We start from the raw sequence: 13,414 nt of genomic DNA, 5'->3' as shown, positions 1-13,414 counted from the left end.
CGGCGAGGAGACCCCAGTGCGTTACCCCCGACCGAAGCATTCGATCGCTCTCGCGGCCATCGCCGCGGCGGTCGTCGCGAGTCCGTTCGCGGTGATCGCGAGCACCTCAGGCCCGCAGGCCGGCGACACCCGGCTCGTCGACAACAAGCAGAAGATCTCCAACACCGAGATCGAACAGGTACCGATGCGTGAGCTGCCCGCCGCCATCCTCGATGTCGCGTCCTCGGGCCTCGCCGCCGCCGGCGTCACGCTGCCGGAGATCGATCCCGATGCGTTCCCCCTCCCCGATCTGACGGTCCCGCTGGCGAAGGGGATCGTGCCGAGCGCTTCCCGCGATTCGAGCACCACCGAGTCGAGCACCACCGAGTCGAGCTCCCCGGAGACCACTTCCGCCGAGGCGCCCGTGCCGACAACCGAATCGGATCCGGCTTCCGCACCGACGAGCACCACTCCCCCTCCCGTGACGACGATGCGTGACGGGCGCGAGGTGGGTGCCGCGGTGACGCACATCGTGCGCGAGGACCCCATCAAGATGGTCGCCTTCACCTGGGACCGCCCCGTCGACGTCGACCTGAAGCTGCGCGCGAAACAGCCCGACGGGAAGTGGAGTCCGTGGACGGTCTTGGAGCAGATCTCGAAGGGCGGCGCCCCGAGTGCCGAGAAGCCGGCGGGCACCGAACCGGTGTGGGTCGGCGATGCACGTGAGGTGCAGGTCGCCGCGTCGAAGGACGGTCTGGCGATCCCGGCCGCCGAGACCCAGGGCGGCGACCTCGCGCAGCTGGCCGTCGGCTCCGCGAGCGAGATCGTGACGAAGCTGGCCGAGACGGCTCTCAACACCCTCAAGGCGACCCTGATCAGCCCCGAGGGGCTGCTGTCGCTGGGCTCGTCGCTGCTGTCCCCGCTGACCGGCGGACCGCAGGTGGTCGCACGCCAGCAGTGGGGTGCGGACGAGGGAATCCGCTGCTCGCAGCCGGTGTACTCGCCGCAACTCAAGGGCGCGATCGTGCATCACACCGCGGGCAGCAACGACTACACACCGCAACAGTCGATCGAGATCGTGCGGGGCATCTACGCGTACCACGCACAGAGCCTGAACTGGTGCGACATCGGCTACAACGTGCTCGTCGACAAGTACGGACAGATCTTCGAAGGCGCGTTCGGCGGACTCGACCGCAACGTGGAGGGCACCCACACCGGCGGATTCAACAAGGACACGGTCGGCCTGTCGTTCATCGGCAACCTGGAAGAGGTGCCGCCCACCGCGGCGGCAGTGGCCGCGGCCGGACGGTTCCTGCGCTGGCGGCTCGGCAAGGCCGGTCTGAACCCTGCGGGCACCGCGAACCTCAGGTCAGAGGGTTTCGCGGGCACCAAGTTCGCGGCCGGGACTCAATCCAACCTGCCGATGATCTCCGGCCACCGCGACTACAACAGCACCAGCTGCCCCGGCGTGCACGGCTACTCGGCGCTGGAGCAGGTCCGGGCGCTGGCAGGTGGCGCTGCGCCGGCCCCGGAGGCGACGCCCGAGGCGACACCGGAAGGAGCACCTCCCGCCGAGCCGGGAGCACCCGCACCGGCACCGGCACCGGCACCGGAAGCCGCCCCACCCGCCGCCTGAGCGGGCGTCAGCCGAACCAGCGCTCGAGAACTTTCGCGACGCCGTCGTCGTTGTTGCCGACGGTGATCTCGTCGGCGGCGTCGAGCGCGGCCTGATGACCGTGTCCCATGGCCACGCCGTGGGATGCCCACGTGAGCATCTCGACGTCGTTGGGCATGTCGCCGAAGGCGATCAGGCCGTCGCCGGGGAGACCGGTGGCCTCACAGAGACGCGCGAGTCCGGACGCCTTGTGCGTACCGGGCACCGACAGTTCGACGAGCCCGTTGTCGGTGGAGAACGTCACCTGGGCGAGGTCGCCGACGAACGGCTGCAGCCGCGCGGCCATCTCGCCGCTCGGCATGTCCGGTTTGCGCACGAGCAGCTTCACCGCCGGTTCGCTGAACACCTCGTCGTCGCCGACCTCGACGTGATCCGGGTTCAGCCAGGCGTGTTCGTAACCGGCGCTCGCGACGAACGGCGGCGTCGCCGCGTCGTGCGCCGACCGGCCGGCACGCTCGGCGGCGATGCCACACCCCGGGATCTCCTGGTAGGCGATCTCACCCAACTTCACGAGGGCGTCGGGTTCGAGATTGGCCGACCACAGGACCTGGTCGTGCTCGGCGTCGTAGATGATGGCGCCGTTGGCGCACACCGCGTACCGGACGAAGGCATCGGTGTCGGCGAACTGGTCGGTGATCTCGGCGATCCACCGGGGCGGGCGACCGGTCGCGAGCACGAACTCGACGCCCGCCGCACGGGCCGCCGACAACGCGGCCACGGTTCGCGACGACACCCGGTTGTCGTCGTCGATCAGTGTCCCGTCCACGTCGCTGGCGATGAGGGTGGGTGGACCGAATGTCATCTGTTTCCTCTGTCTCGGGCCTGGTAGGCCTCACGTTGTTTCTCGGCCGCCTTGCGGGCGCGGCCCTCGGCTTTGCGGAGCGCTTCGTCGGCCTCGATGACCGCGGCCTCCGGTGGTGTCGGGGCCGATCCGCCGAGCCGTGCCGGTACCCAGAACTCGCCCGCCGGGTGCGGGCCGTAGGCGTCCTGGACCTCGTGGAGCATGGAATCCACGCGGCCGGGATGAAGTCGACGTAGCCCGTGTGGTTGATGCACAGCACCGCGCCGCCGACCTCCGGGATGTTCTGGACCCCGGTGAAGTGCAGGTCGAGCGCCTGGGCGCGGACGAGCGTGTTCGCGATGATCTCCAGGGTCCGGTAGACCGGCTCCCGTCCTCGACGCGGCCCGCTGCTCATTCCTCCAAGGTTAACGGTCAGCGGTTGTCACGCTGAGCGCGCTTGGCGGCGCGTTCGGCCTGCTCCTCGGCGTCCATGCGGTTCGCCTCCTCGAGCGTCGGTGCCGACCCGCCGAGGCGTGCGGGAACCCAGAACTCACCCTTGGGGTGCTCGCCGTAGGCGTCCTGCAGTTCGAGCAACTTCGCGCTCATGACCTCGTGCAGCTTCGCGGTGAGGGCGTCGGGATCGCCGGTGGGCTCGAGCGCTTCGCAGACCCCGATCGAGATCGGGTAGCCGGTGCGGCCGAGCTGCTTCGGATGTCCCTTGGTCCACACGCGCTGGGCACCCCAGATCACGGTCGGGATGATCGGCGCACCGGACTCGATCGCCATGCGTGCCGCACCCGACTTGAACGCCTTCAGCTCGAAGCTGCGGCTGATCGTCGCCTCCGGGTAGACGCCGACGAGCTCGCCGCGCTTGAGGTACTCGACCGCGGCCCGGTAGCTGTCCGCACCGGCGGTACGGTCGACGGGGATGTGCTTGAGCGAGCGCATGATCGGGCCGGAGATCTTGTTGTCGAAGACCTCTTTCTTCGCCATGAACCGCACCTTGCGACGTCCCTGCAGATGGGCGGGGATGCCGGCGTAGGTGAAGTCGAGGTAGCCGGTGTGGTTGATCGCGACGACGCCGGGGCCCTCGGCCGGTACATGCTCGACGCCCGACACCTTGAACTTGAGACCTTCGGCCAGCCACAGCAGGCGGGCGGCGGTGATCACGGTGTCGTAGACGGGTTCCATGCCGGAAAGCTTAACCAGTGATCGGACGCGGCAGGTCAGGCCTGGTCGGCACCGATGCGGGTGACGGCGAACACGAGGTCGACGGCGGCGTCGGAGAGCTGTTCGGGCGTGAGGGCGAGTCGGCCGTCGATGTGGTCGAGGTAGAGCGCCACGAGTGCCCCGGTGAGCGCCGAGGAGATCACCGCGACGCGTTCGGGGGCGAGTGAGTTCTCGTCGGTGACCATGGCCAGGACGGCCTGGACGAATCCGGGCACGGTGGCGGCACGATGGGCGCGGAGGACGTCGTCGGCGAGCGGTTCGCGCAACAGGATGCGAGCCCGCCCCGGCTCGTCCTGGAAGAACTCGCGAAAGCCCTCGAGCAGCGCACGGACGTTTCCCCGCCGGTCGGCGGGCCGCTCGATGACGGCGATCCGAGCGAGGAGTTGTTCGGTGACGCGGTCGTACACCGCGGTGACCAGCTCCTCGGTCGAGGAGAAGCTCTCGTAGAAGTAGCGGGGGCTGAGGCCGGCCTCGCGCACGACGGCCCGCATCGTCACCGCAGCGGTACCGCCGGTGCCCAGCAGGGTCTCGGCGACGGCGAGCATCTGCTCGCGCCGGTCGGTGGACCGGTCCTCGAGCGTCTGCCCGCGCCACAGCTTGGGAGAACTCATGTGTTCATCGTCGCATCTGCGCGCGGCGGGACTCATGGCCCACGCGGGCGGTCCGCGCGGCTCGATACATTGGTGGACTGTAGTGCTTTGACGCGCAGCCCCGCGCACACCAGGAAAGGCCCCCTTCGTGCAGATCACCAGCATCGGTCACGCCGGTTTCCACATCCAGACCAACGCCGGATCGATCCTCTGCGACCCCTGGGTCAACCCCACCTACTTCGCCTCGTGGGTGCCGTTCCCGGACAATTCCGAGCTCGACTGGAAGACGCTCGGCGACTGCGACTACCTCTACGTCTCGCACCTCCACCGTGACCACTTCGACGAGAAGAACCTTCGCGAGAACGTCAACAAGGACGCGACGGTCCTGCTCCCCGACTACCCGGTGCCGGACCTGCGTGGTGAACTCGAGAAGCTCGGCTTCACCAAGTTCGTCGAAACCACCGACTCGGTGAAGACGACGGTGACCAACGACAAGGGTTCGCTCGACGTCATGATCATCGCGCTGCGCGCCCCGGCCGACGGGCCGATCGGCGACAGCGGCCTGGTCGTCTCCGACGGCGAGACCGTCTGCTTCAACATGAACGACGCCCGCCCGATCGACCTCGACGTCATCGATGACGCGTTCGGCCACGTCGACGTGCACCTGCTGCAGTACTCAGGCGCCATCTGGTACCCGATGGTCTACGACATCCCGCGGAAGTCGAAGGCCAACTTCGCATCTCAGAAGCGTCAGCGCGGAATGGACCGCGCGCGATCGTACATCGAGCAGGTCGGTGCGACCTGGGTCGTGCCGTCGGCCGGTCCGCCGATGTTCCTCGACGAAGATCTTTTCCACCTCAACGACTTCGGTTCCGCCGACACCGCGGACGACACCTCGATCTTCCCCGATCAGGAGACCTTCCTGGAGCAGATGCGCATCCACGGCACCGACGACGGCGAGAAGCATCGCGGCCTGATGATGGTCTCCGGATCGGTCGCCGACTTCACCGGTTCGACGCTGAACGAGGTCAGCCACCCGTACGCGCCGGGCGACGTGTTCGGCGAGAACAAGCGCGCCTACCTCGAGCGGATGAAGGAGAAGTTCGCACCGGTGATCGCCGCGGACAAGGCCACCTGGGCGCCCGCCGAGGGGGAACCGCTGATCGGCGCCCTCCGCGAACTCTTCGAGCCGATCATGGCCCAGTCGGATCTGATCTGCGACGGCATCGGTTACCCCGTCGGCCTGGTGATGACCCCGGGCGGCGGTCCGGCGAACGACGCCACCGAGACCGTCGTACTCGACTTCCCCAACCGCATCGTGCGTGAGCCGAAGGAGGGAGAAGGCAAGTACCGCTACGGTTTCCGAATCGCCACCGAACTCGTGCGCACGGTTCTCCGGGACAACGAGCCGGACTGGGTGAACACCATCTTCCTGTCCACGCGTTTCACCACGTGGCGCATCGGCGGATACAACGAGTTCCTGTACACCTTCTTCAAGTGCCTGACCGACGAGCGCATCGCCTACGCCGACGGCTGGTTCGCCGAGGCACACGACGATTCTGCGTCGATCACCAAGGACGGCTGGGAGATCCAGCGCCGCTGCCCGCACCTGAAGGCCGATCTCGGCAAGTTCGGTGTCATCGAGGGCGAGAAGCTGACCTGCAATCTCCACGGCTGGCAGTGGGACCTGGCGTCGGGCCGCTGCCTGACGTCGAAGGGCCACGAGCTGCGCGCGAGCAAGCTCGACTGACGCGATGACGGCGTCCGAACGGACCTACGCCGGAAGGCCGGTCGGCGACCAGGAACTCGGGCGGTTTCAGCCCTGAAATGGGGGGTATTCCACCCCACATGACAACTGTGACCGAGATACTCGAGGCACATCCGGTCCGCGACGACATCGACGACGCCGTGCTCGCGGCCTGTATCCAGGCGTGCGCCGAATGTACGCAGGCCTGCACCTCGTGCGCGGACGCATGCCTCGGCGAGAGCGGCGTCGAGCACCTCGTCGAGTGCATCCGCGCCGACCTCGACTGCGCCGACCTGTGTTCCATCACCGAGCGAGTGCTGCTCCGGCGCACCGAGGCCGGCATCGCGGTTGTGCGGAAGACCCTGGAAGCGTGTGCCGTCGCATGTGCAACCTGCGCTGACGAGTGCGCGAAGCACGCCGACCTTCATCAGCATTGCCGGATCTGTGCCGACGTCTGCCGACAGTGCGAGGAGGCTTGCCGCGCCCTGCTGCTCGTGCTCGGCTGATCTCGGCGTAAACGCGCAGTAGTCGTTCGTTATGCACGTGTTGTCGGCCGGGCACGATCCGACGTCGATGATTGCCGTCGAACTCCGGTGGGTAGGCGGGTGGATACCGTCGCAAGAGGCGCCTCGACCGAGGCGCGATGTCGAACCCGACAGTGAGGAGAGAAGATCATGGCTCAGTACCGCGTCGTGGATTCCGACGAAAAGGTCATCGAGGAGAAGGATTTCGACGACGCCACCAGTGCTTACGACTGGTTCAAGACCGTCGCCGCGCCCGACGACAGCCTCGGGACCGTCATGCAGGTCCACGACAACGGCGAATGGAAGAACTTCGAGGTGTCCGACGGCGGCACCAACAAGCACCCCTCAGCCGACGCAGACTGACGTCCGAGGCCGGCGGGCGGTTGCTTCAGCAGCCTCCCGTCGGTCGTCCGGCGAACCGATTGTCCAGAAATGCAAGAGCCTCGACGCTCCAGGGGATGAACGCCGCCGTATGTGACTGGCCGCGGTACTCGGTGAACGTCGTGGGCACTCCGCGACGACAAAAACTCCCGGCCAGGCGCGCGACGTCACCGGCGATCATCACGCCGTCGCCGACGCCGTCGGAGTTCCCGACTCCCAACATCATCGGCGCCCGCGGGGTACCGAGCGTCCCCATGATGTTGGCCGAAAGTGCCCGGCGTGCACCGGGAACGTCGAGGATGCCACCGACCCCGGGCTTCAGGAGCTGACGGTCGGTGAGCCCCGGGTATGCGTCGGCGAATTGTTCTATGCACTGCCCGGCCACCTGACGCAGGATGCGCGTGCCCTTCGGGGACAGGTAGTCGGCCAGGTTCAGGCCGTAGGTCTCGTCGTAGACCGCCATCAGCGCCGGGATGACTCCGGTCCAGTCCTTCTTGCCGTTGACGTAGCCCAGGTTGTGGATGGGATCGACGACCACTCCGCCGGCGGCTGCCCCGACGATGTTCAGCTCCGGCGCGTACTTCGGCGCCAGTTCCGCACCGAAGCCCGTCGGCACCGATCCGCCGGAGTAGCCGAACAGTCCGATCGGAGTGCGTGCCGGAGCACGAAGCTGACGCAGGCTCGCCCGGAGACCGTCGAGTGCGGCGTAGCCGGATTCCCGCGCAATCGTCCAGCGCAGGCCACGCCCTTCGTAGTCGGGCACCGACACCGTGTACCCGGCGGCCATCAGGCCGGTGACCAGGCTGATGTCGATCGGCCGCTCGGACATGTTGCCGCCGCGCAGCGTGTACGACGGGTCGCACTGAGAGCCCAGCGCGTCGTAGAACGAGTGGTAGGACACCAGACGACGCGGTGCCCCCGGTCCCACACCCGGCGGTGAGATCACGGTGGTGACCGTCGACGTCGGGTTGCCGAAGTTGTTGGTGCTGCGGTAGAGGATCTGTGTCGCAGATATCGGCACATTCGTTGCGCGCCAACCGAGTTGAACCTGTCGTGTCCGCAGTACCGCACCCGGCACCCGGTTCTCGTAGCCGCGGGGCGGGACATAGAAGGGGTCCTGCGACGGCAGCTGGCTCGGCGCCGCGACCGGGTTCGGCAGCGGCGCGGCGGTGACCGGTTGGGCCACCAGGCACAGGGAGACCCCCATGCCGATCACGGAGGTCAGCGTCACCAGGAACCGCAATGTCAGGCGCATGAGCAGTAATGATGCCGGTGTTGTCGGATTTTGGACGGGTTACACGGTATAGACGGCACAGTTCAGCCGACCGGCGTGCTCTCCCCCGCGCGTTCGACCTCTTCGATGACCGGCGACATCGCGACGACCACCGCGCCGATGACGGCGGCGATGAACGCGATCACCGCGACCGGTCCCCAGCCTTCCCGGACGGTGTCGCCGAGGACCACGATCCCGATAACGCCGGGCACCACGGTCTCGCCGACCACCAGCGACGCCGACGCCGCACTCACCGCGCCCTTCTGCAGGGCCACCGTGAACATGTAGAACCCACCCGGTCCGGCCAGGATGATCGCGTACAGGGCGGGGTCGGTGAAGAGTTCACCGAGATCGAAGGGGTCCAGGCCGTCGAGGATTCGGACCGCCACGGCGAGAACGCCGAACAGCACACCGCCGGACAAACCTGCCAGCACCGCGACCCGACTCTGCATCCGCGGCAGGATCGCTGCTCCGAGACCGAGGATGACCACCGCCGCGATGAGAACGGCCCAGTGCAGCCACCACTCGTGTTTGCGTCCCTCGTCGCCCGCGGCGAACCCGAGCAGCACCAACGCCACCACGACGACGCCGATCGCGATCCAATCACGCTGGGACAGCTTTGCTTTCAGCACGATGGTCGCCAGCACCACCGTCACGACCAGATTGGCGCTGACGATGGGCTGCGCGAGGAACAGCGGGATCATCCGCGCCGCCACGAGGTTGCCGAGAAACCCGATGCCGTCCAACGCCATTCCCGCGATGAACGCCACCGTCAGCATGGCCGCGATGGTCGACCGCAGCGACGGCGCCTCACCGGGCCCGGCACCCGTGTCGGCTACGCTCTGCGCGCCTCGTGCCTGCAGCACCGAGGCCGTACCGTAGGCGAGCGCCGCGAAGACGGCCGCGAGGATTCCGATCAGCATCGGATCAGTATCCCCGCTTCGGCCCGAAAATCGGTCAGAGACCGGGACCTTCGGCACGCAAGTTGTCCACCTCGTCCATTGCGGCACGCAATTTGCCCAGCCACTCCTCGGTGTGCGCGCCGACCAGCTTGACCGACCAGGCCAACGCGTCGGCCCTCGACCGGGCGACCCCGGCATCGACGAGGGTGTCGAGAACGCGCCGTTCCGGCTGCCGGAGCCGCGTCATGACCGGTACCGCAAGGTGGGTGAAGAGGATTCGCTCGTCACCGACGGCGACACCCCATGACACCTTTCGGGCGTGGCGGGCCTGCGCCTCGTCGGCGATCGACATCCGTTCCGCGCGGGTGTCCTCGCGGAACCTCGACGCCCGCCCCTGTGCTGCGGCCCGTGCGTCGGCGTCGTCGCTGGTCTCGGGCGGCTCAAGGGCTCCGATCACCGTGATCTCGTCGCGGTCGACGGTGACCTCTACGGGTCCGGTGAACCAGGCGTCGGGCAGTCGGCCGGCGAACCACGCGGCGGCATCCCCGGCGTCGGGCAGTTCGGCTTGCTGCCAACCACCACGACGACCACGCGCTACCGCTGTCAGCGACCGATGGTGTCGAGTTCGGCCAGGTCATCGGCGGTCAGCGCGAGGCCGGCGCCCGCGATGTTCTCGCGGAGGTGTGCCGCCGACGACGTCCCGGGGATGAGCAGGATGTTCGGTGAACGCTGAAGCAGCCAGGCCAGTGCGACGGACATGGGTGTGGCGCCCAGGCGGCCGGCGACCCGGGACAGCGCTTCGGACTGCAGCGGCGAGAAGCCGCCGAGCGGAAAGAACGGCACGTACGCGATGCCGTCGGCGGCGAGTTCGTCGATAAGGGCGTCGTCGGCGCGATGGGCGAGGTTGTACATGTTCTGGACGCAGACGATCGGGGCGACGGAACGTGCCTCGGCGTCCCGGGTGGCGCCGACCTTCGTCGCGATGAACAGCGACTCGGGATATGGGTGGAGCGTCTCGCGGATCAGTTCGTTGGTGACGCGAGGTCCATAGGCGTCGCTGGTGTCGATGTGGGTGATGCCCAGTTCGACGACGTCGCGGAGCACGGCCCGGGCCGCGACGGGGTCGGCGGGCGGACCCATCACCCAAGGACCGGCGAGTTGCATTGCGCCGTAACCGAATCTGGTGACTGTTGTGTCACCCAGGGTCCAGGTGCCGCCGGGAAAAGGGAGGGATGAGTTCACGATCATGTATTTCGTTCGGAGTGGTGGCTCAGTTCTTGAAGAAGCTGAGGGGCCAGCGGTGGTGGAACAACGGTCGTGCCGGTGAGGGCGTTGGTCGACGACCGCTCAAGCGTCGCTCGCGGCGAGGGCTCGTAGCCTCCGTCAAGTGACTGCATTACGATTCCTCCACCGACTCAGGCCGGTGGGACTTCAGAAGGGCGGAGGTCCGTCCATGTGCTGACGCCTCTCACGTTCCCGCTGGTTGCGGGCACGCTCGGCCCGCCGGCGTGCGTGCTTGTGCGCGAGCCGGTTGCTGGTGGGCGGGGTGTCGTCCCCGGTTATGACCCGTGGGGACGGTGGGGCCTGGGGTGGCTGTTCGTAGCGGATACGACGCAGGTTCGGGAAGGAGTCCTCGAGGTTCTCGGCGTCACCGGGAATGACGACGCCTTCCGGGGTGCGGTACTCGGTGACCAGGTGGCCGTCGTCGTCGCGGTACTGGACGTCGACCCAGTCGCCGAACGTCTTGTGCAGATGCCCGAACCGGCACTTGGCGTTCAAGTTCTCACTCGCCGTCGCCCCACCCTGGGCGGGATCGGTGTGGTCGTACTCGGTCACGTGGTCCAGATCAGAGTCGAAAGCCGAACACCCGCAGCCCGGTTCGGTGCAATACCCATCACGCACCCGCACGAAATCGGCACACGCAGCGGTGGGCCGGTACGGGTCGGCGGCTTGCGCACCCGGGTAGACGATCACGACGTCTTTCGACGGGACGTCCTCGACAACAACGCGGGCCGGGGGTGTGCGCACCGGGGTGACGGGTGTGATGGTCGCGTCGACCCGTTCGGCGAGATCACGCACATGCTCGTCGGAGACGATCCCGTGGCCGTCGACCCAACCGATACCGGGTGCCCCGGCGAGAGTGGCGGCGTCGGTGACCACGTGGACGACGACCTCGGTACTCACCGACCGGACCACCTCGGCGGGGTCGGGGATCTCGGCGTCACAATCCTCACGCTGGCATTGGCAGTCGAAGACGGTGCCGGTCAGCAGCGCGAACATGGCATCGGAGTTGCGCTGGTTACGGTTCCGGCCGTCGTGGGCGCAGACGGTGTCGGCCAACGCTTTCACCGCTTGTGCCGCGATGCGAATGTTCTCCGCGGCCATCACGCCGGTGATCTCACCGGTGCCGTCGGTGAAGTTCTCGGTCCACATACCGCGCTTGTCCAACGCTTCACGACGCCGCTCCCGCACCGCGTCAGGATCGTGACGGAAGACGAGGCGGTCGACCATGTCACGCAGCTTCGGTGTGGTCCAGGCGCCCTTCCTGGTGCGCAGGATGGTTTCGATCTCGGTATCGAGGTCCGCGATGGCCGCGGCGTCGGAGATGAGGTCGGTGCGGGAGATGACCGTCTGGATCAACTGCCGCGACAGGATGCCGTCGCGCAGGGTGGTCAGCACTTTCGGTAACCGGTCCCGCAGGGCGAGCGCTTCACCGACCCACTGATCAGCCTGGTAGCGGGTGATGGCGGCTTCGCGGCAGACCCGGGTCACCATCTCGGTGTAGCGGTCGATGAAGAACCCGCCCTGAGTGTTGACCACGAGCTGGTCGTAGACGGTGACGATCGACTCATACCGGCACCATGCCAGATAAGCCTCACCATGGCGGATCGAACCGAACCGTTCCATATGGGTTGCGGTGTCAGACAATTCGGGGTGGGCAGGATCGACCCCGGCGAGGAACCCGCCCGGAAGATCGATCCACTTGCTCACGCTGCCCCCACAACGTCTACAGCCCAACCTGGATGGCTGAATCTGTTACCAACCAATCTAGATCAACCCACCGACAAACGCGGATCCTCCTCCACAAGGTCCCGGTAACCAACACGTTGTGCGCCAGTCGGTTCCATCGACCTCAGTCGGTACCTGCCAGGCGTCGAGCGCATCACGAAGCGCTGCCCGCGAGGTGACTCCGAGTTTGGGAACACCCGATACAGATGCGACGAGACGGTGCGTGGCGTCGATCCGCCCGGTGCGCACTGCGGCCTCACTCGGTGGTCTTCGCGGCCCTGCTGCTCTCCGCCGGCCTGGCTCAGTGACCGGGTGGGACACCGACTGCTGTTCATCGTCGGAATCGGCTAGCGAAACCTGCCGGGTGCCGCGAGCTAGTGGGGTCGGCCCAGCTCCCGCGGCGGATGCCCGTACCCGCGAGGCGCATTTGTGGCGTCGGCCGTCTCGACGGCGGTGACGGCACCCGACGACGCGAGCACCACTCCCCCGCCGACGGCGGCGACGAAGGCGACGATCGCGGCCGGTCCCCAGCCCGCGCGCGTGACGTCACCGAGGAAGGCGATGCCCACCGCGCCCGGGAGAACCGTCTGCCCGACGACGAGTGCTGCCGCGGCACCGTTCACCGATCCGGTCTGGAGTGCCACGGTGAACAGGTAGAAGCCGCCGATCCCGCTGAGCAGCAACGCATACAGAGCCGGGTCGGTGAACAGCACGGTGAGGTCGAGGGGGTCCAGGCCGTCGAGGATGCGGGACGCCACCGCCATCACACCGAACACGGCGCCGGCGATGAGACCGGTGACAGTGGCGATGTGAGTCTTCAAGCGCCGCATCACGATCAGGCCGAGCAAGATCAGCGCGGGACCGGCGACCAGGACGGCCCACCGCATCCACGCAGTGTGGTCCCCGCCCTCGCGACCGGCCGACACCGCCAGCAGGATCAGCGACGCCACGACCACCGCACCGGCGATCCAATCACGCATCGTGAGGCCGACTTTCAGCACGACCATGGCGAGGAGCGCCGTGGCGACCAACCGGGCCGAGATGATGGTCTGCGACAGGAACAGCGGGATCAGACGGGCCGACGCGATCGTCGCGATGAACCCGATGATGTCGAACACGAACCCGACCAGGAACGGCACCGTCAGCATCGTCAGCGCGGTGGACTTCAACGACGGGTGGGCCGCCGCGGATCGTCGACGCTCCTCACGGATGGCGGCGCGCTGCGAGACCTGCTCGGCGCCCAGCGCCTGGAGAACGGCCGCGGCGGCAAACGCCAGCGCACCGATCACCGCGATGACGATCCCGCTGGTCATGACCCAGGCT

General features: G+C 67.5%; 13 protein-coding genes and 1 pseudogene. 4 read left to right on the top strand and 10 right to left on the bottom strand.

The features are described 5' to 3' along the window. Window positions 1–16: 16 nt before the first annotated feature. A complete protein-coding gene (locus PWF70_RS01220) occupies window positions 17–1,615 on the top strand; it encodes a peptidoglycan recognition protein family protein (protein WP_035754241.1) in 1,599 nt (532 codons plus the stop codon). Between the two features lie 7 nt (window positions 1,616–1,622). Here PWF70_RS01220 and PWF70_RS01215 read toward each other — a convergent pair whose 3' ends face one another. From PWF70_RS01215 to PWF70_RS01200, 4 genes and pseudogenes are all read right to left on the bottom strand, one after another. Then, window positions 1,623–2,456, bottom strand: a complete 834-nt coding sequence (locus PWF70_RS01215; RefSeq protein WP_006358820.1) for a Cof-type HAD-IIB family hydrolase — start codon at window positions 2,454–2,456, stop codon at window positions 1,623–1,625. Then, a pseudogene (locus PWF70_RS01210) lies at window positions 2,453–2,850 on the bottom strand (hypothetical protein). Before PWF70_RS01210 ends, PWF70_RS01215 begins: the two are co-directional and overlap by 4 nt. 17 nt (window positions 2,851–2,867) lie before the next feature. Next, the gene (locus PWF70_RS01205) at window positions 2,868–3,626 is read right to left on the bottom strand and encodes a lysophospholipid acyltransferase family protein (protein ID WP_006358822.1); all 759 of its coding nucleotides are present in this window, start codon (window positions 3,624–3,626) and stop codon (window positions 2,868–2,870) included. A 35-nt stretch (window positions 3,627–3,661) separates the two neighbouring features. Further along, the gene (locus PWF70_RS01200) at window positions 3,662–4,276 is read right to left on the bottom strand and encodes a TetR/AcrR family transcriptional regulator (RefSeq protein ID WP_006358823.1); all 615 of its coding nucleotides are present in this window, start codon (window positions 4,274–4,276) and stop codon (window positions 3,662–3,664) included. 127 nt (window positions 4,277–4,403) lie between these two features. Between PWF70_RS01200 and PWF70_RS01195 the strand changes: the two genes are divergently transcribed. The 3 genes from PWF70_RS01195 to PWF70_RS01185 all read left to right on the top strand — a co-directional run bounded on the left by PWF70_RS01195 (window position 4,404) and on the right by PWF70_RS01185 (window position 6,889). Continuing rightward, window positions 4,404–6,005, top strand: a complete 1,602-nt coding sequence (locus PWF70_RS01195; RefSeq protein WP_006358824.1) for a Rieske 2Fe-2S domain-containing protein — start codon at window positions 4,404–4,406, stop codon at window positions 6,003–6,005. A gap of 98 nt (window positions 6,006–6,103) precedes the next feature. Further along, complete coding sequence (locus PWF70_RS01190; protein WP_035754237.1) at window positions 6,104–6,508, top strand: four-helix bundle copper-binding protein; 405 nt, start codon at window positions 6,104–6,106, stop codon at window positions 6,506–6,508. A 168-nt stretch (window positions 6,509–6,676) separates the two neighbouring features. Beyond that, complete coding sequence (locus PWF70_RS01185; RefSeq protein WP_006358826.1) at window positions 6,677–6,889, top strand: hypothetical protein; 213 nt, start codon at window positions 6,677–6,679, stop codon at window positions 6,887–6,889. 25 nt (window positions 6,890–6,914) lie between these two features. On the opposite strand, the gene PWF70_RS01180 is transcribed toward PWF70_RS01185, so the two are convergent. From PWF70_RS01180 to PWF70_RS01155, 6 genes are all read right to left on the bottom strand, one after another. Continuing rightward, window positions 6,915–8,162 (bottom strand): lipase family protein, encoded by a 1,248-nt coding sequence (locus PWF70_RS01180; RefSeq protein WP_006358827.1) that lies wholly within the window; start codon window positions 8,160–8,162, stop codon window positions 6,915–6,917. 62 nt (window positions 8,163–8,224) lie between these two features. After that, window positions 8,225–9,103 carry a DMT family transporter gene (locus PWF70_RS01175; protein ID WP_006358828.1) on the bottom strand — a complete coding sequence of 293 codons (879 nt, stop codon included), beginning with the start codon at window positions 9,101–9,103 and terminating at the stop codon, window positions 8,225–8,227. A 34-nt stretch (window positions 9,104–9,137) separates the two neighbouring features. Next, window positions 9,138–9,689, bottom strand: a complete 552-nt coding sequence (gene abmR, locus PWF70_RS01170; protein WP_035754235.1) for an ATP-binding transcription factor AbmR — start codon at window positions 9,687–9,689, stop codon at window positions 9,138–9,140. Continuing rightward, window positions 9,686–10,330, bottom strand: a complete 645-nt coding sequence (locus PWF70_RS01165; RefSeq protein ID WP_035754233.1) for an aldo/keto reductase — start codon at window positions 10,328–10,330, stop codon at window positions 9,686–9,688. Before PWF70_RS01165 ends, abmR begins: the two co-directional genes overlap by 4 nt. Before the next feature lie 183 nt (window positions 10,331–10,513). Continuing rightward, on the bottom strand, window positions 10,514–12,073 hold the full coding sequence (locus tag PWF70_RS01160; RefSeq protein WP_075862648.1) for an HNH endonuclease signature motif containing protein: 1,560 nt from the start codon (window positions 12,071–12,073) through the stop codon (window positions 10,514–10,516). Window positions 12,074–12,465: 392 nt separating this feature from the next. Continuing rightward, complete coding sequence (locus PWF70_RS01155; protein WP_006358833.1) at window positions 12,466–13,404, bottom strand: DMT family transporter; 939 nt, start codon at window positions 13,402–13,404, stop codon at window positions 12,466–12,468. Window positions 13,405–13,414 lie beyond the last annotated feature (10 nt).

The organism is Gordonia sp. Swx-4, assembly GCF_030316175.1.
In the GTDB taxonomy this organism is placed as follows: domain Bacteria; phylum Actinomycetota; class Actinomycetes; order Mycobacteriales; family Mycobacteriaceae; genus Gordonia; species Gordonia alkanivorans.
Note: the sequence above shows the minus strand (reverse complement) of the source record. Positions and strands in the feature narration are given on the sequence as shown.

Bases quoted from the DNA above. Each gene is read 5' to 3' on its own strand.
- PWF70_RS01190 (WP_035754237.1), top strand. From the start codon at position 6,104: ATGACAACTGTGACCGAGATACTCGAGGCACATCCGGTCCGCGACGAC.
- PWF70_RS01215 (WP_006358820.1), bottom strand. From the start codon at position 2,456: ATGACATTCGGTCCACCCACCCTCATCGCCAGCGACGTGGACGGGACA.
- PWF70_RS01180 (WP_006358827.1), bottom strand. From the start codon at position 8,162: ATGCGCCTGACATTGCGGTTCCTGGTGACGCTGACCTCCGTGATCGGC.
- PWF70_RS01175 (WP_006358828.1), bottom strand. From the start codon at position 9,103: ATGCTGATCGGAATCCTCGCGGCCGTCTTCGCGGCGCTCGCCTACGGT.
- PWF70_RS01205 (WP_006358822.1), bottom strand. From the start codon at position 3,626: ATGGAACCCGTCTACGACACCGTGATCACCGCCGCCCGCCTGCTGTGG.
- PWF70_RS01165 (WP_035754233.1), bottom strand. From the start codon at position 10,330: ATGATCGTGAACTCATCCCTCCCTTTTCCCGGCGGCACCTGGACCCTG.
- PWF70_RS01155 (WP_006358833.1), bottom strand. From the start codon at position 13,404: ATGACCAGCGGGATCGTCATCGCGGTGATCGGTGCGCTGGCGTTTGCC.
- PWF70_RS01200 (WP_006358823.1), bottom strand. From the start codon at position 4,276: ATGAGTTCTCCCAAGCTGTGGCGCGGGCAGACGCTCGAGGACCGGTCC.
- PWF70_RS01185 (WP_006358826.1), top strand. From the start codon at position 6,677: ATGGCTCAGTACCGCGTCGTGGATTCCGACGAAAAGGTCATCGAGGAG.